This window comes from Cohnella cellulosilytica, assembly GCF_042431195.1.
Classification (GTDB): Bacteria; Bacillota; Bacilli; order Paenibacillales; family Paenibacillaceae; genus Cohnella; species Cohnella cellulosilytica.
On the sequence record NZ_JBHMDN010000017.1, the window covers coordinates 112236 to 138268 of the forward strand.

Below are 26033 nucleotides of genomic sequence, written 5' to 3' on the forward strand. Positions count from 1 at the left end.
GAGTTTCCCTCCTTGCTGTATGAATCCATCATAATGAAAACGCATTCTTACCGCTACAGCGAGGATTCGCTCAATAATCATGCCAAAATTAGAGGTCGGGCTGCTTCCGGAAAAATGAAAAAAGCCGACTCCCCGGTCCGATGACGGCCTTGGAGACGGCAGGCGCTTCCGACGCTTGTCCGGTCCCGATCCTCAGCGGGAATCGGCGGCGTTCTTGCGATAAGCGACGGGAGACAAACCGACGTATTTGCGGAATTTGGCATGAAAATAATCGACGTTCGCATAGCCGACCAGCTCCGCGACTTGATATACTTTCATTCCTTTGCGAAGCATTTCCTTCGCTTTCTCGATTCTGACCTTGTCCAGATACGTGTTGAAATAATCGCCGGTGGCGCTTTTGAACAGCTTGCCGAGGTAAGAGCTGTTGTACCCGAGCGCTTCGGCCAGCGCTTCCAGCTTCAAGTTCTCCGCGCTGTTGCGGCGGATCAGCTCGATCATTCTCTGCACCTGCATGTCCGGCCCGGCTCCGGCGAAACGAAGCTTCTCCGCCACCCGCGCGCTTATCGAGGACAACCGCGCGATCAGCAGATCGTAACGGTATTCCGCGGCCAGCGAAGCGAGCTCCGAATCGAGCGATTGCACGTAATCGCGGATTTCGGGACGGGACTGCGCCAGCTTGGACAACGTCGCCGACATTCGCGCGGCGAACCCGGTCTTGATCTCCTGCTCGGACGCGCCCGCGGCCAGCCACGCCGCGCCGAGCCGGCGCAGGGCCGCCTCGGCGGCGTCGGAATTCGCGGCGTCCAGCGCGAGGAAAAGCTTCTCCTCCGACTCGGACGCGGCGCCGGAATCCGCTTCCGCGGCGTCCGCCGGGAGCGGCGGTTCCTCGGAGACGATGCCGCCGCCCGCAAACAGAAACCGGCGCTTCATCAGCTCCCGGGCCTTCTCGTACGAACCGGCCAAGTCGGCGAGCGACGCGACCGCCCCTCCCGACGCCGCATCGAAATCCGTCTCTTCGCACGCCTCGGCGATCAGACGGTAAGCTCTGCCTCGGGCGGAAGACCGGTTCATCGTATCCTTGAGCGCGATGCCGAGATACGGCTCCGCGGAGAAGACGGCCCCCTCGTCCGTCCGATCGAACCTCTCGACGAGCCGCCGCTTGATCCCGGCGACCCTCTTGGCGTCCGGCTCGTCGCGGCCCAGCAGCTTGACGAGAAGGGCCTCGTAGGACGACCATCGCAGATCGGCCTTCTCGAAAGCAACGTCCTCCTCCCCGGTCAGCAGCTTCTGGATGGCGCTCTCCCGGCTCCATCTCTCCGCGGCCTCCGTCCGTTCCTCCCGCAGCGACTCCCCGATCCGTTCCAGATGACGGGCCAGCTCCTCCTCGTCGATCGGCTTGAGCAGATAGCCGTCGACCTTCAGCTGCAGAGCCGTCCGCGCATACTCGAAATCCGCATGGCCGCTCAGAATCAGAAACTTCGGGCACGGGCGGCATCGTTCCCGGACGGCCCGCAGCAGCTCCAGGCCGTCCATTCCCGGCATGCGGATGTCCACGATCATCAGCCCGGGCGCCGCCTCGGGCAGCTTCCGCAGCGCCTCCATCGCGTCGCCGGCCGCATCCGCGACCTGGAAGCCGTATTCCTCCCAATCGACAATCGTCCGCAGCCCCTCCCGGATCAGCGGCTCGTCATCCACGATCATCACTCTGTGCATGTTTGGTCGTCCCTTCCAATGGAATGCTGAAGCTGATGCGCGTCCCCCGGTTCTCTTCGCTCTCGATCGTCAAGCCGGAGCTTTCTCCGTAAGTCATGAGCAGCCTTTGCTGAATGTTGTGCAGGCCGATCCGTTCCGCCTCCTGGTCCTCGAGCGAGAGCAGCACCTTATCGCGCTTCCCCGCCGTCATTCCGACGCCGTCGTCCTCGACGACGACCTGCAGACGCTCGTCCTCCCGCCACGCTCTCACGACGACCGTGCCGCCGTCGACGGCTTTCTCCAGGCCGTGCACAACCGAATTTTCCACGAGCGGCTGGATCAGCAGCGGCAGGAGAACGGCCTTCTCTACGGCGGGATCGAGAACCAGCTCGTAATCGAGCCGGTCTTCGTGGCGAAACTTCTGGATTTCCAGGTAGCAGCGCAAAATCTCGAACTCTTCGGCCAGCTCGATCTCCTTCCCGGTGAGCTCCAAATTTTTGCGCATGAGCTTGCCCAGCATTTTCACCGTTCGGGAAATTTCCTTCTCGCCCTTCAAATGCGCCTTCATCCGGATGGACTCCAACGCGTTGTACAGAAAATGGGGATTGATCTGGCTGGCGAGCATCTTCAGCTTGATCTCGTTCTGCCTGCGCTCGAGCCCGCGGGTCTGTTCGTGGGAGGATCTCACCTCGTCCATCAGCTCCCGGATGCTGCCGACCATCTGATTGAACTGCCGCTTGATCTGCCCAATCTCGTCGCTGCCGTCCACGGTCAGCTCCGTATTGAAATTGCCCATCGAAACCTTGTTGATCTGCTTGCTGAATTTGAGCAGCCGATTGGTGAGAACGGTGCAGATCGAGTAGATCAGGACGAGCGCGACGACGAACACGACCGAGATGATCCGAAAGCCGAGCGCGCTGATCCGGTTCGCTTCTTTCATGATGCTCTCGACGGGGAACACGGACACGACTTTAAGCCCGCTGTAGCTGTTGTCCGGCTTTAAGGCATCGACGATGACCTTGGAGCCGACTCCGCCGACGGCAAGCTCGTATTGGCCCGGCTCCAGCGCGGCGACCTGCTCCCCCCAGGCGAGCTCGTCCAGCTTCCGGCCCGCCATGCCGGACCGGTTGGAAGCGACGACGATCCCGCGCTCGTCGGCCAGCGCGATCTCCGGCTCCTCCTGCGCCAGAATGGCGTTTAATTCGTTCGTGTTGACGTCGACCTGCAGCAATCCGAACGTGCGGGTTTTCTGAAAATAAACGCTTCGAACGAGACTGAGCATGCTGGAGGCGGAGCGCGAGTCGTTCGGGAAGTAATACCAGCCCAGCCTCCCGGTCTGGCCGATCGCCGATTCGTACCAGAACGTCCGGCGCGTCTTGTCGTCGAGCGGCGTAAATTCCCAGTTGTCGATCAGCGTCGGATTGTCCGCGTATATTTTCACTCTCGTAATCTCGGAATTGAAATCGAGGAACACCTTGAATTTGGTATAGCTCCAATAAGCGTCCACGACTTGAAAAACGTCCTGGTACCGCGTCGTCGCCACGTCCTCCATATCGGTATCCAGGGAAAGCTGGTTCGAGAGCAGCATCGGCACGCCGAGCATCTCGAGCACGCGGCTTTTCACCCGCTCCACCGTGCTCTCCGCCTGTTCGGCCGCCCGCGTCAGCGCCGTTTGCCTGAATTCGTGCACGACGAAAAGCCCCACTATGATGAAGGGGAGAATAAAAAACAGCATATACGACCATACCATTTTGTTGCGGAGCTTCATATCGTTGAACCTTCTGGCGTATCCCCTCACCGCCCCTCCCCCTTTCACTACTAGTTATAGGCGGGTGCCAAAAACAATGCAAGCGGTTTCCCGATGTTATGTGATTGTCCGCTTCCTTAGAGGCGGTCGAGAATTCGTTCGGATTGTGCAAAAAGGGGCTGCTCCATAAGTAAGGTCGTATAGGATGATCGATGAAAAAAAAGAAGCATCCGTCTCCTGGAGACTGCCTCATACGTTCCTGAAATGACCCCTTCACGGGTTTATCGGTTCAACACTTCAGGATCGTATAGCAGCGGAAGAAGATAGATGCGACTTGCCTCATTCCATCGCTCATCGTTCGGTACGACTCTTTGGACTTATGGGACAACCTCTTGATTCCTTGCCTATTCAGCCCCGGCGCCGGCAAAGCTGCCCGCGCGCTCGGCAATCTGTCCGATCGAATAACGCTCCAGCACGTGCAGGATGGCGCGATCCATCTCGCCGGTCACCTCGTCGAAGATCGCGTTCATCTCCTGGCCGAAGGCGTGATCGCCCGCCGTCTCCCGGATGCCCGAGCAGAGCGGGTCGGCAACTTGAAGCACCGAGAATACCTCGGCAAGCGTGATCGAATTCGGATCTCTTCTCAATCGGTATCCGCCATCCCGTCCTTCGCGGGTTTCCAAAATTCCGCCTTTCGCGAGCAGCGACAGGATGCGTCTTAGCAAGGTCGCTTCCGATTGCAGCAGCTTGGCGAGCTCCGCGCTGGGACAGGTGCGTATGCAATCCTTCGACAGAACCACAAGCGCCTGCAGCGCCAGCCCGAACCACTTGGGATGGTAGGAACCGACGCACTTCTCCGGATTCATGCAATCGCCTCCAATTGCCTTGAATTGTACCGGATTGCTCTCTCCGGGGCAAGTGGCAAATTCTTATCTTTGCCGAAAACCCCGGCCGCATCAAGCCCGACAGCGGCCGGAACCTCCCGCTTTTTTTAAGGCTGGCGCATCGTCAAGCTGACGCGCCCCTTCTTCAGATCGACGCCGAGCACCCAGACGGTAACCGTATCGCCGACGGCAACCGCCTCCGTCGGATGCTTGACGAATTTATTGCTGATCTGCGAGATGTGCACCAGTCCGTCGTTCTTGATGCCGATATCGACGAAAGCGCCGAAATCGACGACGTTGCGCACCGTTCCCTGCAGTTCCATGCCCGGCTTCAAATCCTCGATGTCCAGCACGTCCGTATGGAAGATCGGGGGCGGCAGCTCGTCGCGCGGGTCCCGTCCCGGGCGCTGCAGACTGTCCGCGATGTCGCGCAGCGTCGGGATGCCGACGCCGAGCCGCTCCGCCACTTCCTCCAGGCGCATCGCGCCCAGCTTCGCCTTAAGCTCCTCCGTACCGATGTCCGCCGGCTTCAGCCCGAGCTCCTTGAACAGCTTGCCGACCACGCCGTACGATTCGGGGTGGATCGGCGTCCGGTCGAGCGGGTTCTCGCCGTCGGAAATGCGCAGAAACCCCGCGCACTGCTCGAACGTCTTGGCGCCGAGACGCGGCACCTTCTGAATCTGCGAGCGGTCGGTAAACTTGCCCTTCTCTTCGCGAAGCTTTACGATGTTGCGGGCCATCGTCGCGTTGACGCCCGACACGTAAGACAGCAGCGAAGGCGAGGCGGTATTGACGTCGACGCCGACGTGGTTAACCGCCGATTCGACAACCCCGGTCAAGCTCTCGTCCAGCCTCTTCTGCGTCACGTCGTGCTGGTACTGGCCGACGCCGATCGCCTTCGGCTCGATCTTCACCAGCTCGGCGAGCGGGTCCTGAAGCCGGCGGGCGATGGAGACCGCACTGCGCTCCGACACGTCCAGATCCGGGAACTCCTCCGCGGCCAGCTTGGACGCGGAATAGACGCTCGCTCCGGCCTCGTTCACGATCAAATACTGCAGGCTGCGCTCGGGCATCGCCTTGATGATGCCCACGACGAACTGTTCGGTTTCCCGCGACCCGGTGCCGTTGCCGATGACGATCAGCCCAACCCCGTACTGGTTGATCAACCGCCGGAAAACAACCTCCGCCTCCGCTTTCTTGTTATGAGGCGGAGTCGGATACGTAACGGCCACCTCGAGCAGCTTGCCCGTATCGTCGACGACGGCCAGCTTGCACCCGGTCCGGTAAGCCGGATCGACGCCAAGCACGACCCGGCCTTTGACGGGCGGCTGGAGCAGCAAATTGCGCAGATTTTCCGAGAAAATGCCGATGGCATGCTCCTCGGCCTTCTCCGTCAGCTCGCCGCGCAGCTCCCGCTCGATCGAAGGGGAGATCAGACGCTTGTAGGCGTCCTCCGCCGCCGCGGCCAGCACGTCGCGAGCGGGGCCCGGCCCCTTGATCGTCCTGCGGTTGATCTCGTCCACGATCCGGTCGGCCGGCACGTCGATCGAGACGGACAGAAACTCTTCTCGTTCCCCGCGGTTGATCGCCAGCACACGGTGCGGCGGCAGCCGCCGAACCGGCTCGGAATACTGGTAATACATCTCGTAGACCGACTCCGCTTCCGCGTCCTTGGCCTTACTGACCAGCACGCCCTGGTCCCAGGTGAACTTGCGCACCCAGCGCCGGATGCCGGCGTCGTCGGCCAGCCCTTCCGCCACGATGTCGGACGCGCCCTGGATCGCATCCTCAGCGGTGTCTACGCCCTTCTCGGCGTCGATGTATTTCGCCGCCTCCGCGCGCACGTCGCCCTGCCGCGGCTGCGCCAGCAGCCACAGCGCGAGCGGCTCCAGGCCGCGCTCCTTGGCCACGCTGGCCCGCGTCTTGCGCTTCTGCCGGTACGGCCGGTACAGGTCCTCGACCTCCTGCAGCTTAACCGCCTTCTCGATGGCCGCCCGCAGCTCGGGAGTCAGCTTGCCCTGCTCCTCGATGAGGCGAATGACTTCGCCCTTGCGGTCCTCCAGCCCTTTCAAGTATGTACGGCGGTCGTCGATCGCGCGAAGCTGCACCTCGTCGAGCTCGCCGGTCATTTCCTTGCGGTATCGGGCGATAAAAGGAATCGTGTTCCCGTCGTCCAGCAAAGCGGCGACCGTCCTGATCTGTCCCAGGCCCAGCCCCAGCTCGCCCGCGATCTGCTTGATCATTCTCTCCTGCGTTTCCTGCGCGGCGTTCTTTACCGCGCTCTCATTCCCCACGCTCATCGCTTCTTGCCCCCCGCAGCTCTAATATGCATCCTTTTATTATGTCTTTCCGCACGCGGTTAGGCAAGCCACTCCCCGTATTCGGGCCGCGCCGCGTCCTTCGCATCGCCTTCCGTTCCGAAACCTGTGGATCGCCGCTCCGTCAGCGGGTTACAATGGAATACAGCTTATTCCTTAGAGAAGTGGAGATGCACAGCCGATGCTTCATCTGAACGAGCACATCCAATTATGGAACCTGGCCCGCATCCGGCGGATCGAGGTTCGCAAGCTTGCCCTGAAGCCCGGGGAACGCGCTTCTTTCGCCGTTCGATCCGCCGGCTTCCTCTGCATGAGCAAGGGCGAAGCCTTGATTCTATTAAACAGACGCGCCTATTCCGTGAAAAACCTGCAAATTTTCCATATGCCTAAAAAAAGCTATTGCGAAATGAATGCCGGGGTAGACGGAGTCGAATATATGATCGTGGGCTACGAGGCCGATTGGGACAATCCGCCGACCGACGAAACGTTATCTTTGCTCAACCGATGCAGCCCGTTCGAGACGGTATACGATGTGATCCCCCATCAGCCGGTCGTTCTCTACGATCTCCTTGGCGAAATGCTGGCATTAAGCCGGCTCCCGGAGCAGACGGTATCCCTGCGGCTTAAAGGCGTTTTCTATCAATGGCTGTCCCACGTCATCGAGCAATTCCATGGCGGTCCCTCGCCGTCCAGAGCGTTCAGTCCGGCCGAACTGGTGACGATGACTCTGGAGTATATGCTCAAGCATTATTCCGAGCCGCATACGCTGGACACCTTGGCGCTTGCGGTCCATAGAAGTCCCGGCTATCTGTCGAATTGCTTTAAGCAGGTTCTGGATCGCGGGCCGATCGACTGTCTCATTCGCTTGCGGATTCGCAAGGCGTGCGAGCTGCTCGCCGGCACCCAGCTTCCGCTGCGCACGATCGCGGCCGCGGTCGGCTACCAGGACGCCTATTATTTCAGCAATGCCTTCAAGAAGCATGTCGGAATATCGCCGCATCGTTATCGAAAGCTGCCCCGAGAGGAAGATGTTACATTCCCGGAAGGGAGAAATCCCATTGTTGACCCTATGGCGTCGTGCTATATTCCTATACGTGATAACGAGAATCATTATCAACGTACAGATGGAGGGTCTACTCACATGTTCAATCACTCGACGAAGGTTCCGGCCAGCCTTCTGCTGGCTTTTGGTCTGCTGCTCGGAGGATGCGGAAGCAGCGCCGTTAACGATGCATCCCCAAGCGCATCTTCAAGCGTATCTCCGTCCCCGACGGCTTCGCAGGCCTCCGAATCCGCGAGCGCCGCTGCGTCCGCAGAGGCAGGCACGAGAATCGTCGCGACGTCGATGGGAGAGGTCGAGGTTCCGGCCGCGCCCGAGCGGGTCGTTACCGATTTCTACCTGGGCTACCTGCTGGAGTTGGGCGTGAAGCCCCTGGGAACCAATCGCATGTTTATGGAAAATCCTTATCTGGAGGATCAGGTCGAAGGAATCGCGGACATCTCCGACAATTTGGAGGCGATCGTGTCGCTTAATCCCGATCTGATCGTGACGGGCGATGCCGCCAAATACGAAGCCTATGCCAAGATCGCCCCTACCGTCTATCTCGAAGTGAATGCCAATATCCGCGAGCAAATGGATCAATTGGGCGTATTTCTGGGCAAATCGCCGGAAGCCTCCGCCTGGCTCGCGACCTTCGAAGAAAAGCTCGCCAAAGCGAAGGAACGGGTGAAGGCGCACCTGTCGGAAGGAGAGACGGTCACCGTATTCGACGGCGGCATCGACAAACAGATAACGCTCTACGGAAACGCCTATACGGGCAAAACCATTCACGGAGAGCTGGACATGCCGATGAACGAAAATGTCGTGCGGGACATCGATTCCAAGGTGGGCTGGATGAGCATCTCCAACGAAGTTGTCGACAAGTACGCCGGCGACCATATCTTCATGGCGGTGGACGCCAAAGCCGAGTCGTACGATTATGCCGGCGACTCCATCTGGGGAACGCTGCCGGCGGTTATCAACGACGAGCTGTACGAAATCGACGGCTACCGCTTCTACTTCTCCGATCCGATCTCGGTCATGGGACAGATCGAGGATGTTGCCGACATGATGGACGAGCGGGCGCAAGCCAAGGCCGCGCAATAATACCTTCGCCGTAAGCTTAAAACCCAGTTGCCCCGTGCCCCCCCCGGGGGAGACAGGCCGAGGTCCTGTCCCGTCTGCGTATGGCCTAAAACCCGCTGCCCCGAGCCTCCCCGGGAGACAGGCCTCCGTCCGGCACCCTCGCGACCTCTGTCCCCGCGGCAGCCCCACGGCACGACAGCAGTCCGGACGCCTCTTGCGCGCCCGGACTGTTCTGCTGCCGCCAGCCGATCCCAAGGCGCCGCTCGGCGCTTCCGGATCGCTTATTCGTAGATCGCGGCCTGGATCTCCTCATTGTCGATGTTAGATTGATCGTACCAGAAGAAGCCGGTGTCGATAATCGGATCGACCTTCTCGCCCTTCACCGCGGCGACAGCCGCCTTCACGGTTTCGTAGCCGATGCCAACCGGGTTTTGGGTAATCGCGCCGGCCATCTTGCCCGACTTGATCGCGTCGATCTGCTGCTTGCCGGAGTCGAAGCCGATGACGGTAATTTTGCCGTCAAGCGCGAGCTCCGTCACGGCGTTGAACACGCCGATCGCCGAGCCTTCGTTGGAGCCGAAAATGCCTTTCAGATTCGGATGGGCTTGAATAATCGCCTTCGCGAGGTCGGTCGACTTCAGATGATCGCCTCCGCCGTATTGGATGTCGACGATCTTAATGTTCGGATGATTCGATTCGATCTCGTTCTTGAAGCCGTCGCGGCGATCGACGCCGGTGCGGCTCGTCTGGTCGTGAACGATCATCGCGATCTCGCCTTCGTTGCCGATCAGCTCCGCCATCTTCTTGGCCGCCAGCGTGGATGCCGCCATGTTGTTCGTGGACGCGGTCGTGACCGGAATCGGGCTCTCGACGCCGGAGTCGAAGGCGACGACCGGAATGCCCGCGGACTGCGCCTGCTCCAGATATGGCCCCGACGCCTGGCTGTCCAGCGCCGCGAAGCCGATGGCGGACGGCTTTTTGTCCAGCGCCGCCTGCAGCATTTCGAGCTGCTTGTCGACCTGCGCTTCCGTCTCCGGACCTTCGAACGTAATTTCTACGCCCAGCTCGGTCGCGGCCTTCTCGGCTCCCGCCTTGACCGCCTGCCAGAATTGATGCTGAAACCCTTTCGAGATGATCGGAATGTACAGCTTGCCTTCGCTTGGCGCCGGAGCGCTGCCGCCGGCGGCCGGAGAAGCCGCCGAGCCCGATTCCTTATTGCCGCCGCAGGCGCTCAGCGTCAGAGCGACGAGCAGAGTCGTTGCGAGAAGCATGGTCCATTTTTTCATAACCGAAAGTCTCCCCTTTTCCCTTAATGGTTGTATGGAAACTCCGGGCCGCGGCCGCGGAGAACCTACCGTTTCAATGGTCACTTCTTCCGTCTGCGCAGCATGTCCGTGTACACCGCCAGCAGGATGACCAGGCCGACGACGACGGTCTGCCACTCCTGCGGCACGGACAAAATCCGCAGGCCGTTCGTCAGCACGCTCATGATCAAGGCACCGATGACGGTGCCGACGATCGTGCCTTTGCCGCCGCTCAGCGAGGTTCCGCCGATGACGACCGCCGCGATCGCTTCGAGCTCGTAGCCCGCTCCGAGCGCCGGCTGGGCGGAGCTGAGACGGGACGCGATCAGCACGCCCGCCAGGCCGGTGAACAGCCCGGTAATCGTGTAGATGACGACTTTCCAGAAATTCACGTTAACGCCGGACAGCCGCGTCGCTTCTTCGTTGCTGCCGAGAGCGAAGTTGTAACGGCCGATGATCGTGCGGGACAGAATAACGCCGGCGACGATCGCCGCCAGGAAAAAGATCAGCACCGCGTTCGGAATGGTGAAGCCCGGGATGAGCTCGCCGAGCACCGAGCCTTGCGCGATTTTGCGGAACCCCGGATCGTCGTTGAAGTAGATCGGTTTCGTCCCGGAGATGACGAGCGCCAGCCCTTTGGCGATCATCATGATCGCCAGCGTCGCGATGAAGGGCATAATCTTCAGCCTCGCCACGAGCGCTCCCGACAGGAAGCCGCACAACGCGCCGGTCAGTATGCCGCCGATCACGCCCAGCCAGACGGGGAAATCCCAGAAGGTGATGAATACGCCGGTCATGACGGCGCTCAGCGTCATCACCGTGCCGACGGACAAGTCGATGCCCCCGGTAATGATAACGAAGGTCGAGCCGAGCGCCAGAACGCCGATGACCGCGGTGGAGAGCAGGATGCCGACAATATTGGAAAACTGAAAGAAATTTTCCGATGCGAACGAAAATACCACAATAAGAACGATCAGACTCGTAAACGCCAGCAGCTGCTGCAGCATGCCCGAGCCCAGCTTTAGCGTCTTTTTCGCTTCTGCGGGTTGCATGATGACTTCCCCCTTCGATTGCTTGAATCAGCCGATTCGCGCGGTGGCCAGACTCATAATTTTCTCTTGCGTCGCTTCCTCGCGGGCCAGCTCGCCGGTAATCCGTCCCTCGCACATGACGACGACGCGATGGCTCATCCGCAAAATTTCCGGAAGCTCGGAAGAAATCATGACGATCGCTTTCCCCTGACCGGCGAGCTCTTCGAGCAGCTTGTAGATCTCGCTCTTGGCCCCGACGTCAATGCCCCGCGTCGGTTCGTCGAAAATCAGAATGTCGCAGTCCCGGGTCAGCCACTTGCCGATGACGACCTTCTGCTGATTGCCGCCGGACAAATATTTGACCTCCTGGTCGACGCTCGGCGTCTTGACCTTCAGCTTGTCGACGACGGACGCGGCGGCTTCGCCGATCGCTCCCGCCTTCATCCAGCTTCCGAGCCGCGTAAATTCGCGCAGGCTGGCGACGGCGACGTTCGTCTTCACGTCCATGTCGACCAGCAGGCCGAAGCGCTTGCGATCCTCGGACAGGTAGCCGATTCCGGCCCGAACCGCGTCGTGCGGACTCCGGATGCGCGCCTTGCGCCCGTGGACGCGAATCTCGCCCGAATCGACCGGGTCCGCCCCGAAGATCGCTCTGGCCAGCTCCGTTCGGCCCGCGCCGACCAAACCGGCGAAGCCGAGAATTTCTCCTTTGCGCACGGAGAAGCCGATATTTTGCAGCGCTTTGCCGCGGCTCAGCTCCGTAACCTCAAGCGCCGTCTCCCCGTACGACGCCGATTGGGCGCGGGACTCCTGGTAGACGGCCCGCCCGACCATCATCGAGATAATCCGCTCGATCGTCACCTCGTCCGTGCGGACCGTGTCGATATAAGCGCCGTCGCGCATGACCGTCACGCGATCGGTAATCCGCTTGATCTCGTCCATCCGGTGGGAGATGTAGACGATGCCGACGCCGCTTATCTTTAGCTCGCCGATGATCCGGAACAGGTCGGCGATCTCGCTGTCGCTCAGCGCCGCCGTCGGCTCGTCCATGACCAGCACTTTGGCGTTGAAGGACAGCGCCTTGGCGATCTCCACCATCTGCTGCTTCGCCACGGTCAGCTCGGCAACCGGAGCATCCGGCTCGAGAAACAGGTTCATTCGTCTTAGCAGCGCGCGAACCTGCTCGTTCAGCTTCTTCTCGTCGGTGAACAGCGGAAAGCCCTTCCTCCGCGGCTCCCGGCCGATATAAATGTTCTGGGCCACGGTCAGATCGGGCGCCAGATTCAGCTCCTGGTGGATGATACTGATGCCGGCGTCCTGCGCCGCCTTCGTGTGGGGAAACTCCGCTTCCTTCCCCAGATAACGGATCGTTCCGGCATCCTTCCTGTATACGCCGGTCAGCACCTTCATCAGCGTCGACTTGCCGGCGCCGTTCTCTCCCATCAGCGCGTGCACCTCGCCGGCCAGCAGCTCGAAGCGCGCCTGCTGCAGCGCCTGAACGCCCGGGAACGCCTTGTCTATGCCTTCCATACGGAGCAACAGCTCCTCCATCCTCTCACCCCTTTTCGCTCGCCTTGCGGCGTCTTTTTGGTCTATCCGAATTGTAATTTGAAACGTTTACAGGAGAAATGGAATATTCTCTTCGCATGGTTGAAAAATCTCTGATGATCGGAGAGCGCAGCAAAAAACCGCTTTTCCGATAACGGCGGTCGTCACTGGACGCCATTGCGGAAAAACGGTTTGGGAGACGATAAGCCTTAATTAAACGGAAAGACGAGCTGCTGGTTTTCCTCCTCGTACATGTTCGCTTTCGTAATGACGAGAGAGCCGGTGTCGATCGAGGCCGGCACCTTGCGGCCGGCGATCAGGTCGACCGCCGTTTTCACACCGAGATAGCCCATATTGAACGGACGCTGGACGACGGTCGCCTGAATGACGCCTTCCTCCAGCAGGCGGACTTCGTCGACCGAGCTGTCGAAGCCGACCAGCAGCGCTTCGCCGCCCCGCCCCATATCCCTGATCGCCCGGCCCGCGCCAACGGAGGAGGGCTCGTTCAGGCCGACGAAGCCTTTCAGATCCGGGTATTTCCGCAGCAGCTCCTTCGTCGTTTCGTAGGCGACGTTCTCGTCTCCGTCGCTGTAATACGTGCCGACGATCTCGAAGCGGGGATCCGCCTCCAGCACGCTCCGGACGCCGCTTTCCCGCTCGATCTGCGTGGCGGTCTCCTTCACATAGCTGATGATGGCCACGCGGGCCGGTCCGTCGAGCAGCTCCGCCAGCTTAAGCGCGGCCTTCTTCCCGGCTTCGACATTGTCGGTGGCAATAAAGCTCCGCGGTACCTCGCTGTTCACCGCGGAATCGATCGTGATGAGCGGAATGCCCGCGCGGTCGATCTCCTCGGCGAGCGGCGCCAGCCGGTTGTAATCGGCGGCGGCCATCAGAATGACGTTCGGCCTCTCGCTTACGGCCTGCCGCAGCATGCCGATCTGGATGTCGATGTCGGTCTCCCGCTGGGGACCGACGACGCTGGCGTTGACGCCGAACTCCTTGGCCGCGGCATGGACGCCTTCCATCAGCACCTGCCAGAATTCCATCTCCTTGGATACCGACTTGATCACGACGGTGACGCTGAGCGGCTTGGCCGCGTCTTCCCCGCGCAGCGCGCCCAGCCCGTAAATCCCCGCCAGCGTGAGGGCGACGACCGCCAGCACGAACGTCAGCAGCCGCTTCGTATCGCTTCGTCTGGCCATTACGCTTCCCTCTCCTTCCCCGGCGGCTCCGCGACGGCCGCAGGGCCGTCGAGAACCGGTATCGTCACCGTCACCGTCGTGCCCTCGTCCGGCTCGCTCTCGATCGTAAGCCCGTACGCCTTGCCGAAATACAGCCGGATGCGTTCGTGGACGTTCGTCAGCCCCACGCCTTTGCCCTGCTTCGGGTCGGCCGCCGGAGTCAACAGCGCTCTGCGGGTCGCTTCGTCCATGCCCACTCCGTTATCGCTGACCTGCAGCACGATCGTCTCTCCTTTTCTCTCTCCCGTAATCCGGATCGTCCCCGTGCCGTACCTGTTTTTGACGCCGTGGTAGATCGCGTTCTCGACCAGCGGCTGCAGCAGCACCTTTAAGGTCAGGCTGCTCTTGATGGCGTCGTCCACGTCGATGCGGAAATCGAGCTTGTCGCGGTAGCGCATTTTCTGAATCGTCAAGTAATTGCTGATATGCTCGATTTCGTTGCGAACGGGCACCAGTTCCGAGCCCTTGCTGATCGAGGCGCGAAACAGCCGGGCCAGGGCGGAGGTCATGCGAACGACCTCCGCCGACTTGTCGTTCTCTGCCATCCAGACGATCGAATCGAGCGTATTGTACAGGAAGTGGGGATTGATCTGCGCCTGCAGCGCGTTCAGCTCGCTCTTGCGCTTGAACTCCTGCTCCTTGACCACCTGCGCCATCAGCTCGCGAATGCGTACGACCATCAGATTAAAGGCGCGGGCCAGCATGCCGATCTCCCGCGTCGCATCGACCGGCACCTGGATGTCGAAGTTGCCCTTTTCCACCTCGCTCATATGCCTCTGCATCTGATGGATCGGACGGGTCAAATTGCGCGACAGCAGGAAGGACAGCAGCAGCGCCACGACAAGGCTGATGCCGCCCAGCGTAAAGAAAGACGTCTGCATCCGCCCTTTGTTGTTGACCAGCTCGCCGACGTAGGAGACGCCGACGATCTTCCAGCCGAAGCCGGAATCCTGAACCGTATAGATGCGGCTCTGGCCGCCTTCGTCCGTAATAAAGCTGCCGTTGCCGAGCGCCAGCACCTCGTCGATCTTCTCCGTCTTGAGGTTGCTGTAGAGCAGCTGCTGCTGCGGGTGATAGACGACGCGCCCGCCTCGGTCGAGGATATACACGTACCCCCGCTTGCCCAGCTCGATGCCGTTCAAAATATCGTTGATGACGCTGAAATTGAGATCGACCAGCAGAACCCCGATCCCCCGCGAATTGTCCGCGCTGCGGATTTCCCGGCTGAGCGAGACAACCCATCTGTAGTCCTCCTTGAAGACGGGCTGAACGTGCGACGGCGAGATGAACACCTTGCCCTGGCCCTCCTTCGCCTCGCGGTACCAGCTCTGGTCCGGCACGTTGACGTAAGGATTAAGATTGCCGCTGCCTCCGTCGGAGACGAAGCGCCCGTTATAGCCGAAGACGCCGATCGAGGCGATGTCCTTCCGCGACAAAATGATCGTCCGCAGAAAATCCGTCACCGACGCTTCGTCGTCGCTGTCTCCGGTCAGATAGCCGCTCACGCCGCGATGGTTCAGAGCCAGCAGCGAAATATTTTCCATGTTGTTGACGTAAGACTGGATGTTGGTGTTGACCTGCTTGATCAGCTCGGCCGTAAAGTCCTGCGCCGTCCGCTGAACGGCCGATGCCGACAGCCGGTAGGCGATGAAGCCCATGACGAGTGCCAGAATGACGATCATAAAAGCGAGCGCGGCGGCGATGTTGGATTGAATCGTCCGGAACCGAAACAGGTTCATGTGGCCCTCTCCCGTCCCGCGGCCCGGTTCCGGTATTCCGTCGGCGTGTCTCCGGTCGCTTTCTTGAAGAGCACGCTGAAATAATGGGGATCGGCATAGCCGACCTCGGCGGCGATCTCGTAGCTTTTCAGATCGGTGGCGGCCAGCAGCTCCTTCGCCTTCTCGACGCGGTGCCAGGTCAAATATTCGACAAACGTCTTCCCCGTCCGCGCCTTGAACATGGCGCTGAAATAGCTGTTGCTCATATGGACGATCTCGCACACCGTCTTCAAGGACAAGCCCGGATCGGCGAAGTTGTCCCGGATATACGCCTCCGCCTTGACCATGAAGCCGCGGGCCATGTCGCTGCGCTTCTCGGCCAGCATGCGGATCGACTCCCCGCACAGCTCCTTGAGCCACAGCTCGATCTCGTCAAGCGTCTTGAAGCGGTACACCTCGGTAATCGGGTTGACGCCGTCTCCGAACAGCCCGGCTCCGGCTCCCGATTCCTCCAGCGCGTTAAGCAGGGAGACGATCAGCTTCTGAATGCGGACGTACGCCTGTTCGATAGAAGGGGCCGCCGTCTTCAGCTGCGATACGATCGCCGCGGCCGCCTGCTCCGTCTCCTCCGCGGAGCCGGTCTTCACGCCGATGACAAGCCGTCTCTCCCAATCTCCCGTCGTATCCGCGGACAAGCCGCGGCGGCCTTCGAGGTCCGTAATGCTGATAACGCGGTTCGTCCCGAGCAGGACGCGGTAATCGAGAGCGGCGACCGCGGAGCGGTACGCCTGGCGAATGTCGGCCAGTCCGGAGACGGGAAGGCCGATGCCGACCGTTACCGTGAAGCGCAAATACGTTTCCACCGAGCGGCGGATTTCCTCCGCCAGCGCCTGCGCCCGGTCGAACAGCCGGTCGTCCGCGCCGCCGGACAGAATGCACACCGCCTTCTCCTCCCGGCTGCGGAACACGGCCGATTCCGCTTCGCGGGCGGCGATCTCCTGCACGATATTGTGCAGCGCGAAGCGGAGCAGCTCCCGGTCGGCGTCCGGGGCCGCTTCGCCGAAATGATCCGCGTCCGCCGCCAGCACCACGTACGCCGGGCCGGGCAGATTCAGGCCGAAATAGGCCATCCTTTGCGCCATCTCTCCCAGGCCGATCGAAGTGCCGACCATTCGTTCGAGAAATCTCTCCTTCAATACCGGCAGACTCTCTCTCAGCTGCCGTTCCAGCCGGACGAGATTTTCGCGCCGGTCCTTCTCCTCGTCCAGCTCCCCCTTGATGCTGTCGAGCACCCCGATCAGTTCTTCCCTTGTAATCGGTTTCAAAATAAAGTCCTTTACGCTCAGCTTCACCGCCCGCTGCGCGTAGTCGAAGTCGTCGTAGCCGGTCAGAATGACCACCTTCGTCCACGGAAGCCGCTCGGCCAATTGCCGCGTCAGCTCCAGCCCGTCCATAAAAGGCATGTTGATATCGGTCAGCACCACGTCGGGCTTGAGCAGCTCCGCCGCTTCGAGCGCATCCATTCCGTTCTCGTAATCGCCGACGCAATCGTAGCCGTGCTCCTGCCAGGCGATGCGATTGCGGATGCCCTCCCTGACTTCCGCTTCGTCGTCCACAAGCATAATCTTGTACATGCCGGTGCCTCCTCGTTCCGGGGGAAAATCGCCGCTGCTCCGCAGTCTGCGCATCCTTCTATTATGTCGCCGAAAACAAAGTCAGGCAAGCCTTTCGCGCTTCGGCAAGCAAAAACGCCTGCGGCGTCCATAGGACGGCGAATGCGTTTTTGTCGGAGAGGATTCGGATAAGGAAAGCGAATTTTATCCTTGCCGAACCGGCACAAAAAAACGGAGCCGCGACAAGCCGGCCCCGCATCCGTCTATGTTATTCGAAAATATCCGTCATAATCCGGCCCAGCTCTTCGATCGCCCGCTCCTCCTGCTCGCCGTCCGCCTCGATGGACACCTCCGCGTTCCGGGCCAGCCCGAGCGACAGCAGACCCAGCGAGCTTTTGCCGTTCACCCGGCGCCCGTTCGCAATCACATAGACCTCGCAGGGCAGAAGCTGCGCGCATTCGACGAAGGTTTTCGTCGGCCGCACATGGAAGCCCTGAGGGTTGGCTACAACAAACGTTTTCGTTATCATACCGATTCATGCTCCTTTTGCCTTTAAAATTTGCCGTTACAAACGATGGAGCGTCTGCAAATGCGCTTCGACCTCGGCCTGGCTGCCCATAGAGAGCGCCTGCTTCGCGAAAGGAACCAGCTCCTCGCGATTCAGCCCGCGAACCGCTTCGCGCGCCGCCAGAATCGAAGCCGCGCTCATGCTCAATTCATGCAGCCCCAGCCCGACGAGCAGCGGAATCGCCTTGGCGTCGCCGGCCATCTCGCCGCACATGCCGACCCATTTGCCATGCCGCCCGGCGGCTTCGGCAACCATTCCGATCAATCTCAGAATAGCGGGATGGCAAGGCTGATACAAGCCGGATACCGCTTCGTTCATCCGATCCGCCGCCATCGTATACTGGATCAGATCGTTCGTTCCGATGCTGAAAAAGTCGACCTCCCGAGCAAATTGGTCCGCCAACAGCGCGGCGGCCGGAACCTCGACCATCATGCCGAGCTCCAGCTCCTCGCTCACCTCGACACCTTGCCCGATCAGCCGCGCCTTCTCTTCCAATAAGATCGCCTTGGCCTGCCGCCATTCCTCCAATACCGCGATCATCGGAAACATAATTTTCAGATTGCCGAACGCGCTGGCGCGAAGCAGCGCCCTGAGCTGCGTGCGGAATAGATCATCCCGCGCGAGACAGAGGCGAATGGCCCGCTGTCCCAGGAAGGGGTTGCTTTCCTTCGGAAGCGACATATACGGCAGCTCCTTGTCGCCGCCGATGTCGAGCGTTCGAATGACGACCGGTTTTCCTTCCATGCGCTGAAGCGCGTGCTTGTAGATGCCGAACTGCTCGTCTTCGCCCGGCATGCTGCTGCGATCCATATACAGAAATTCCGTTCGAAACAGTCCGATTCCTTCCGCTCCGTTATCCAGAGCCTTCTCCAAATCTTCCAGCTTGCCAATATTGGCGGCCAGCTCGACGCGATGGCCGTCCCGCGTGACGGAAGGCAGATCCTTCAGCTTCCGCAGCTCTTGCCGCCGGCTCTCGTACCGTTCCATTTTCTCCGTAAATACCCGCTTCTGCTCTTCCGTCGGATGCACGATCAGCTCTCCGGTCAGCGCATCCACAACGACCTCCGCTCCCTGCGGAATGTCCGTCAGGCCGGGCCCCGCGCCGACGATCGCCGGAATGTCGAGCGAGCGGGCCATAATCGCGGAATGGGAGGTCCGGCTGCCGGCCTCGCTCACGATTGCTTTCACAATGTCCGGATTGAGGCGGGCCGTATCGGACGGCGCAAGCTCCTCGGCGATAAGAACGCAAGGCTCCGTCCATGCGGATACGTCGACATGGGGGAGGCCGCGCAGCCGGTTCATCACCCGCTCCGACACGTCGGCGATATCGATCGCCCGCGCCCGCAGCAGCTCATTGTCCATGCCTTCGAAAATCTCGATGTACATCCGGCTCACCTCCAGCAGCGCGTATTCGGCGTTCAGGCGCTGCTCGCCGATGTTGGCGACAACCGTATCCAGCAGCTCGGGATCGCGAAGCAGCAGCAGATGACCTTCGAAGATTTCCGCCTTGGACGCGCCGAGCTTCTCCTCCATCGCTTGCCTGATGCCGTCGATCTCGTTCACGGCGAAATCGACCGCTTCGCGGAATCGCTCCTGCTCCGCGGCGGGATCGGCGACGGACAAGCGCTCGGGAACGTACGGCTCCCGCTTCAAAATATAGGCCCGCGATACGGCGTAGCCGGGAGACGCGGCAATCCCTTGGCGCACGACGGTTTTATGATCGCTCATGTCGCCCCTCCTTCCTTATACTCGCATAACGCTCCGTAATGGCGGCGTGCAGCGGATGCTCCGGCCCGAGGCCCATATACCGGGAGACGACGATGCCGGGCCCGTATTCGCGCAGCGCGGCCTGCAGCTCCGCCGCCTCCGCGTCCTCAGAGTAATCGAAGCGCATCGCCGCCGCGATCGCATTCGTCAAGTTTTCCGTTGCCAGCCCCGCCTCGTAAGCCAGCACGGCCGGACGGACGAATCTCTCGTCCGGAGACAGCTTGCGGAGCGGCGATCTTCCGACCCGGACGACATCGTCCGCCAGCCGCGGATTTGCGAACCGTTCCAGCGTGACGGCGATGTAACGTTCGTGCTCGCTCTCGTCGAAGCCGTAGCGCCGAACCAGAAGCGCGCCCGTCTCCCGCAGCGCGCCGCCGACCGCGGCCGCGATCGTCCCGTTCGCGAGCGCTTCCCGTATCGTCCCGCAGCCCTGCAGATAGCCGTAATAAGCGGCGCATGCGTGGCCGGTATTGACGGTAAACAGCTTGCGCGAAATATACGGCTCCAGCTCGGCGACGTAATGTACGCCCTGAATGCCGGGAGACGGAGGCGAATCGGGCAGCTCCTCCGCCACCCACTCGCAGAACGGTTCGACCGTTACCCGCAGCGGATCGTCATGATGCTGCTGCGGCACGATGCGGTCTACGGCGCAATTGGGATAGAAGACGCTCGAGCCGGCGAGCCGCCGTTCCTCCTCGGTCAGCCGCGCGGCCACGGCCTGCTCCAGCCGGCTGCTGCCGCCGATCGCGTTCTCGCAAGCCATAATCCGCAGAGGCGGAGCGCCCGAGCGAAGCCGCTGACGAATGCCTTCGGCAAGCGCCGGCGCGATGGAGCCGAAGGCACCGACGCCGACGGCCGTCGTGACCAGATCCGCCCCGTCGACCGCCGCGGCCACGGCCTGCGCATCGGAGCCGTGAATGGCGTCCACTCCCGCGACCTCGTGCGCTTCTTCGCCGGAGCCGGCGTAGTCGACCCTGTAGCTGCGCCGCCGATTGAGCGCCTCCACGACGGCGTCGTTCACGTCGACGAAGGTCACCCGGTAGCCGGAACGCGACAGCAGCAGTCCGATAAAGCCTCTTCCGATATTGCCCGCGCCGAAATGGACGGCTTTCACGATCCGATCTCCGCCTGGAAAATATCCAGCACTTCGTCGGCCGACTTCGCCCGCAGAAGACGTTCGTTGGCCGCGTCGTCGGCCACGATGGAAGCGATGCCGGTCAGCAATTCCATATGGTCGTCCCCGACGGCTGCAATGCCGACGACGATATTCGCGGTCTGCCCCTCGCCGAAGTCGATCCCGTCCGGAGACAGCAGCACCGCCAGTCCGGTGGAGCGGATCAGCGGCTTCGCTTCATTCGTGCCGTGCGGAATGGCCAGCCCCGCCCCCATGAAGGTCGACAGCTCCTCTTCGCGCCGGATCATATAATCGATATACTCCGCGGGCACGTGCCCGGCGTCGACCAGCAGCTGGCCGACCAGCCGAATCGCTTCGTAGCGGTCGCCGGCGCGGACCCCCAGCCTGATTTTTTCTTTGGACAGTATTGTCATCGCTCTCTCTCCCCGCTTATGCTAATCTCTCTTGCAGAAACCGTTCGAACTTGTGCGAGAACATCCGCTTGATGGCGTCCTCGTTGCCCGTCTCCAGCCGTTCGATGACGTCCGGCTCGAGCAGCAGGGCGCTGATCTCGCTCAGAACCTCCAGCTTTCGGTTGTCGATCGTCCGCGGCCCGACCATGAGCAAAATATGGCTCACCGCCGCGCTCTCCTCCCGCGTCCAGCGGATCGGCCCGTCGAACCGAAACAGGACGATAACAGGCTCTTCGACGACGTCCGTGCGCGTATGGAAGAGCGCCAGCCCGGTGTCGGGAACGACCTGGCTCCCCTGCTCCTCCCGCCGGACGAGCAGGGCCGAGATTTCCTCGGCCGCGCCTGCCGGCAGTCGGCGCCCGATCGGCTCGAGCAGCCGGTCGACCAGCTCCTCCAACGGGACTATACCGTCCGCGGAGATGCCGGACAGCTTTACGACTTCGAATTGGTCGAGCAGCTGAACGCATATTTTCGAATATTGGACGATGCCGTTCAGCTTGTTGAGCGAGTCTCCGGAAGGCTCGGCTCTCCCCATTCTGTCGTCGGCCCGCTTGTACGCGTGATTGCGGATAAACTGTCCGAGCTTCTCCGCTTCTTCCGCCGTGAGCAGAGGGCTCGACTTGAAATATTGGTCGGCCGGAAGCGGAAGATCGACGGTGGAGATGATCAGATCGTAATCGTCCTCGGGCACGCGGGCCGCCTCAAACCAGGAAATATGGGCCAGCAGTTCGATCTGGGGCAGCTCCTTGTTGATCCGGATCGCCAGCAGCTTGGAGGACCCGATCCCGCCCATGCATACGAGCAGAGCCCTCACTTTCCGGACCACCCGGGAATATCGCTCCAGCGCCGCTCCGAAATGCATCGTCAGATACCCGACCTCCTCGTCGGGAATCGGCAGCTTCGGCCCGACCTGACGCACCGTCGCGCGGATGCCGTTGAACAGCTCTCCGTAGCTGGCGCGAATTTCGGGCAGCAGCGGATTGCGGATTCGCTCCCCGTTCGACAGGCGGCGCATCGCCGGCGTCATATGCTCCAGCAGCCCTTCGATCAGCGAGCGGTCCTCGCCGAAGTCGACGTTCAGCTTGTCGCCGACCGCTTGCACCAGCTTCGTGACGAACTCCAACTGGCGAAAGCCTTCGTAGAGCGGCCGTACGCCGCCGCTGCGGTCCGCGCCCTCCCACTCCCGGAACAAGCTCGTCAGCGCGAGCCGCTCCCGTTCGGGCAGCTCGAGGTCCAGCTCATCCGCCAGGCAGGCCAGCACCCGATCCCGGAACGGGGAAGCGAGTCCATCCGCCGTCGTCGCCGTCGTGCCCGGCTCCGGAAGATAGAAGCCGGCCGAGCAGCGGGCGAGCGCAATCGAGAGCCGGATGAGCAGCTCGGTGTACGCCGCTTCGGGCAGCGCCGTCGGATACGTCTCCTCCAGCTGCCACAGCGCTCGCTCCAGACGGATGAACCGCTCCTTGCCGACCAGCGCCAGAAGCCGCGTGCTCACCGGGTCGTAGCCGGATTCCAGCGTATTTCCGAACAAGGCGGAATGATCCAGCGATTCCGCCACCAGGTTCGCGATCGCCCGTCTCTTGCTCCCTTCCGGGCCGACGATTTCGATCCCGTAGCCCCTCTTGCGAATGAGCCGCAGCCCGTTGCGCTCGACCCACTCCTCCAGCTCATCCAGATCGCTGCCGATCGTCTGAACGGCGGCCTGCAGCTCGTGCGCCAGCGCAAACAACTTAATCGGCTCGCTCTGGCTCAGCAAGCTGCACAGAATCAGCGTCTGCCGTTCCTGCGGCGTAATTTCCGACAGGCCGTCGTCGGTGCTGCGGAACAATTCCGCTTGCAGCCGCTCAAGCTGCTCGGAGGAGGCGACCATTCGAATGCCGAAGCCCGTCTTCTTGACCAGGGTTATTCCGAAGCGTTCCAATACCTTCTCGATATCCATCAGTTCCCGATGAACCGTCCTTGAGCTTACTTGAATCCGCTGGGCCATTTCCGCTACCGTCATCTCGGTTGCGCGCTCGAAGAGCATCCCGATGATTTGGCGCTGCCGCTTCGTTACGTTCATGAACTTAGACGTTGAACCAGCTCATCGTATTTCGGGCTCTTCAGGAAGTCGGTAATGGAGATATGCTCCGCACCCGGAAGCTTGATCCTGGCCCGATCCGTAAGCGTCTCGTGCGTAATGACGATATCCGCATCGCCCGGCAGATCGTTGATCGCCGTATTGATGACCGTAATGGACAGCCCGGCCTGATTGATCTTCTTGCGAAGAATCGAAGCTCCCATCGCGCTCGAACCCATTCCGGCGTCGCAGGCGAAGACGATTTTGCGCGTGTCCGCTCCCGTCTTTTTCGTCTCTTCGGCCAAGCCTTTGGCCTCTCTCTTCATTTGCTTGATTTTATCGGACGCTTCCTCCAGAGACAGATTCGCATCCTTCTTGCTGCTCTTCAGCAGCAGCCCGGCAACGGCGAACGATACCGCGGTGGCCACGATGATGCCGGCCAGCACCGGAACGAACTCGCCTTTGGGCGTCATGATCATATAGGCGAAAATACTGCCCGGAGACGGAGCGGCGACCAGTCCCGTATGAAGCAGCGAGAACGTCAGGCTTCCCGTTACCCCGCCGGCAATCGCCGCCAGAATCAATCTCGGATTCATCAGAATATACGGGAAGTAAATTTCGTGAATACCTCCGAAGAAGTGGATGATGATCGCGCCCGGCGTCGATTGCTTGGCCGCGCCGCGGCCGAATATCCAGTAGGCGATCAGAATGCCCAAGCCCGGTCCCGGATTCGACTCCAGCATGAACAGGAGCGATTTTCCGGTTTCGGCCGCTTCCTTCAAGGCGATCGGTCCGAGCACGCCGTGATTGATCGCGTTGTTCAGGAACAGCACCTTGCCGGGTTCGATAAGAATGTTGGCAAGCGGAATCAGATTGTTTGCGACCAGCCAATCGACCGCATCGGACAGCACGTTGCTGAAGCCGGTGACGACGGGGCCTATTCCTTTGTACGCGATCAGCGCCATGATGCCGCCGAGGATGCCCGCGGAGAAATTGTTGACCAGCATTTCGAAGCCGGCCTTCACTTTGCCTTCGATGAGAGAATCGAATTTCTTGATCACCCAGGCGGCAGCCGGACCGACGATCATGGCGCCGAGGAACATCGGAATGTCCGAGCCGACGATCACGCCGATCGTGGCGATGGCGGCCAGAACGCCGCCTCTCGTGCCGTTGACCATCGTGCCTCCGGTATACGCGATCAGGAGCGGCAGCAAATACGTGATTGTCGGGCCTACGAGACTGGCCAGGTCTTCATTCGGAATCCAGCCCGTCGGAATAAACAAGGCGGTAATCAAGCCCCATGCGATAAAAGCGCCGAGATTGGGCATAACCATTCCGCTCAAAAAACGGCCGAACTGCTGCACTTTGATTTTTACTCCAGGTCTGCTGTTGGGCTGAACGGACAGATTGCTCATTGAGATTGCCTCCTATTGTTCGGATTATTGAACCTCGATCATTTTCCGCGGATCGGCTTTATTCCCCCTTAGCTCGATTTGGATGCCGCTGCGCAGCTTGCCGCTATTTGCGCCAGACCTTGCATGGCATAACGTGAAAGCCCAGTCGATTCCTGGCGAGGTAGGTTTGCCGCATCTGAGGAGCCTCTTTCGGTCGATCTTGCCAAAGCAAGCATATAATGAAGCGTTTACAATAGGCAACGATTACTAATCGGGGTAATGTCTACATCGTTATTGACAAAAGAGTGGTAAGTCGGGGAAAAGAGGGCAACTAAAATGATCGCAAAAAGAATGGGGATATATCTCCTGTAGAGCGAAGCGCCTGCCTCATACGGTCATGAAATTACCGGACAACCCGTTTTCATATTTGAAAATGCTGGGTATATATCAGCATGACGCACAAATCGCCTTAAAGACGCGTCCAAATATGGCCAAACAGTTGAGTAGAGGAGGATTTCCCGTGTCCAAAAAACTAACGCCCGTTTTACTCGCCGCATCCCTCATGCTGCTGCCGGCCCTGTCCGGAACAGCCTCCGCGCAGGAGTCGCCGACCATTACGGCCCCGGTGTACGGAAAGAACGATCGCGGCCACATCCTGATTCCCCTTCGCGTCGTCTCCGAAGGGCTGGGAGCCAAGGTAAAGTGGGACAAGCCGACGTTAACCGCGAAAATCTCCAAAGAGGACATCGAGGTCAACGTACCGCTGAATTCGAATTACGCTACGGTTAACGGCAAAAGCGTTCTGCTGGATGCGCAAACCATTATCGAACGCGGGGTCACCTACGTCCCTCTCCGCTTTATTGCCCAGTCGCTGGGAGGAGCGGTCACATGGAACAGCTCGACGCAAAAGGCGACCGCCTCGCTCGGCGACCGGAAAGTCGTCATTAACGCCCGGCAGTATCCGGAGATAACTCAGACGAGGCTGAACGCCCTCGTTCAGGCGGCGAACGATTCGGCCGATCTGTCCAAATACAAGCAGGTTCGAACGAAGTTCCAGCCTTATTTTACGGACGAATTCATTAACAAGCTCGTGCAGAGGAAAACGAACGTGACGAAGCATCGGTTCGTCTCGAAGCCCTACATCCATTACTACGAAGGAACGGGCCGCGGCAGCATCTCCCAGCTGGAAAGTCCTCGCGACGCCGGGGGCATGAACGTCGAACGCAACATTACGATCCGCTACGTCAACGGCAAGTGGATGGTGGACAGCATCGATTATCTGCTCGTCTCGCCTTAAAACATAAAGGGATTGTAACCGTCGCCAGGAACTGATACAATACAGAAAACTTCGTAACCAAAGGGCCATGCTTCGCTAGTCTAGCTAGAGACAACCCCGCTGCTTGCAGCCGGGTTGTCTTTTTAATTTCCATATCGAAGGCG

Annotated in this window: 18 protein-coding genes; 2 read left to right on the forward strand and 16 right to left on the reverse strand. The window is 60.5% G+C overall.

Features of this window, described 5'->3' with window-relative positions; genetic code table 11:
* Positions 1-192: 192 nt before the first annotated feature.
* From ACFFT4_RS14120 to ACFFT4_RS14135, 4 genes are all read right to left on the reverse strand, one after another.
* Positions 193-1713, reverse strand: a complete 1521-nt coding sequence (locus ACFFT4_RS14120) for a response regulator transcription factor (RefSeq protein WP_378048608.1) — start codon at positions 1711-1713, stop codon at positions 193-195.
* Complete coding sequence (locus ACFFT4_RS14125; RefSeq protein WP_378048610.1) at positions 1688-3490, reverse strand: sensor histidine kinase; 1803 nt, start codon at positions 3488-3490, stop codon at positions 1688-1690. The genes ACFFT4_RS14120 and ACFFT4_RS14125 overlap by 26 nt, the downstream gene beginning before the upstream one ends.
* Before the next feature lie 353 nt (positions 3491-3843).
* Positions 3844-4305 (reverse strand): RrF2 family transcriptional regulator, encoded by a 462-nt coding sequence (locus ACFFT4_RS14130; protein ID WP_378048611.1) that lies wholly within the window; start codon positions 4303-4305, stop codon positions 3844-3846.
* Positions 4306-4430: 125 nt separating this feature from the next.
* Positions 4431-6623, reverse strand: a complete 2193-nt coding sequence (locus tag ACFFT4_RS14135; RefSeq protein WP_378048613.1) for a Tex family protein — start codon at positions 6621-6623, stop codon at positions 4431-4433.
* Positions 6624-6822: 199 nt separating this feature from the next.
* Here ACFFT4_RS14135 and ACFFT4_RS14140 point away from each other — a divergent pair, with 199 nt between their 5' ends.
* Positions 6823-8787, forward strand: coding sequence for a helix-turn-helix domain-containing protein (locus tag ACFFT4_RS14140; protein WP_378048615.1), 1965 nt, complete (start codon positions 6823-6825; stop codon positions 8785-8787).
* Between the two features lie 260 nt (positions 8788-9047).
* On the opposite strand, the gene ACFFT4_RS14145 is transcribed toward ACFFT4_RS14140, so the two are convergent.
* The 12 genes from ACFFT4_RS14145 to ACFFT4_RS14200 form a co-directional block, all read right to left on the reverse strand.
* Positions 9048-10052, reverse strand: a complete 1005-nt coding sequence (locus ACFFT4_RS14145; protein WP_378048616.1) for an ABC transporter substrate-binding protein — start codon at positions 10050-10052, stop codon at positions 9048-9050.
* Positions 10053-10132: 80 nt separating this feature from the next.
* Entirely contained in the window at positions 10133-11122 is a 990-nt protein-coding gene (locus ACFFT4_RS14150) for an ABC transporter permease (RefSeq protein ID WP_378048618.1), read from the reverse strand.
* A gap of 27 nt (positions 11123-11149) precedes the next feature.
* The gene (locus tag ACFFT4_RS14155; RefSeq protein ID WP_378048620.1) at positions 11150-12652 is read right to left on the reverse strand and encodes a sugar ABC transporter ATP-binding protein; all 1503 of its coding nucleotides are present in this window, start codon (positions 12650-12652) and stop codon (positions 11150-11152) included.
* Between the two features lie 206 nt (positions 12653-12858).
* A complete protein-coding gene (locus tag ACFFT4_RS14160; RefSeq protein ID WP_378048621.1) occupies positions 12859-13851 on the reverse strand; it encodes a substrate-binding domain-containing protein in 993 nt (330 codons plus the stop codon).
* Complete coding sequence (locus ACFFT4_RS14165) at positions 13851-15629, reverse strand: cache domain-containing sensor histidine kinase (RefSeq protein ID WP_378048623.1); 1779 nt, start codon at positions 15627-15629, stop codon at positions 13851-13853. The genes ACFFT4_RS14160 and ACFFT4_RS14165 overlap by 1 nt, the downstream gene beginning before the upstream one ends.
* Complete coding sequence (locus ACFFT4_RS14170) at positions 15626-17242, reverse strand: response regulator (RefSeq protein WP_378048624.1); 1617 nt, start codon at positions 17240-17242, stop codon at positions 15626-15628. The genes ACFFT4_RS14165 and ACFFT4_RS14170 overlap by 4 nt, the downstream gene beginning before the upstream one ends.
* A 247-nt stretch (positions 17243-17489) precedes the next feature.
* Entirely contained in the window at positions 17490-17750 is a 261-nt protein-coding gene (locus tag ACFFT4_RS14175; protein WP_378048626.1) for an HPr family phosphocarrier protein, read from the reverse strand.
* A gap of 36 nt (positions 17751-17786) precedes the next feature.
* Positions 17787-19517 carry a phosphoenolpyruvate--protein phosphotransferase gene (gene ptsP / locus ACFFT4_RS14180; protein WP_378048628.1) on the reverse strand — a complete coding sequence of 577 codons (1731 nt, stop codon included), beginning with the start codon at positions 19515-19517 and terminating at the stop codon, positions 17787-17789.
* Positions 19504-20670, reverse strand: coding sequence for a mannitol-1-phosphate 5-dehydrogenase (locus tag ACFFT4_RS14185; RefSeq protein WP_378048630.1), 1167 nt, complete (start codon positions 20668-20670; stop codon positions 19504-19506). The genes ptsP and ACFFT4_RS14185 overlap by 14 nt, the downstream gene beginning before the upstream one ends.
* A complete protein-coding gene (locus ACFFT4_RS14190; protein WP_378048631.1) occupies positions 20667-21104 on the reverse strand; it encodes a PTS mannitol transporter subunit IIA in 438 nt (145 codons plus the stop codon). Before ACFFT4_RS14190 ends, ACFFT4_RS14185 begins: the two co-directional genes overlap by 4 nt.
* A gap of 16 nt (positions 21105-21120) precedes the next feature.
* On the reverse strand, positions 21121-23202 hold the full coding sequence (locus tag ACFFT4_RS14195) for a BglG family transcription antiterminator (protein ID WP_378048632.1): 2082 nt from the start codon (positions 23200-23202) through the stop codon (positions 21121-21123).
* Positions 23199-24614: a PTS mannitol transporter subunit IIBC gene (locus tag ACFFT4_RS14200; protein WP_378048633.1), complete on the reverse strand. Its 1416-nt coding sequence runs from the start codon at positions 24612-24614 to the stop codon at positions 23199-23201. The genes ACFFT4_RS14195 and ACFFT4_RS14200 overlap by 4 nt, the downstream gene beginning before the upstream one ends.
* 499 nt (positions 24615-25113) lie before the next feature.
* Here ACFFT4_RS14200 and ACFFT4_RS14205 point away from each other — a divergent pair, with 499 nt between their 5' ends.
* The gene (locus tag ACFFT4_RS14205; RefSeq protein ID WP_378048634.1) at positions 25114-25890 is read left to right on the forward strand and encodes a copper amine oxidase N-terminal domain-containing protein; all 777 of its coding nucleotides are present in this window, start codon (positions 25114-25116) and stop codon (positions 25888-25890) included.
* The last annotated feature ends 143 nt before the right edge of the window (positions 25891-26033 follow it).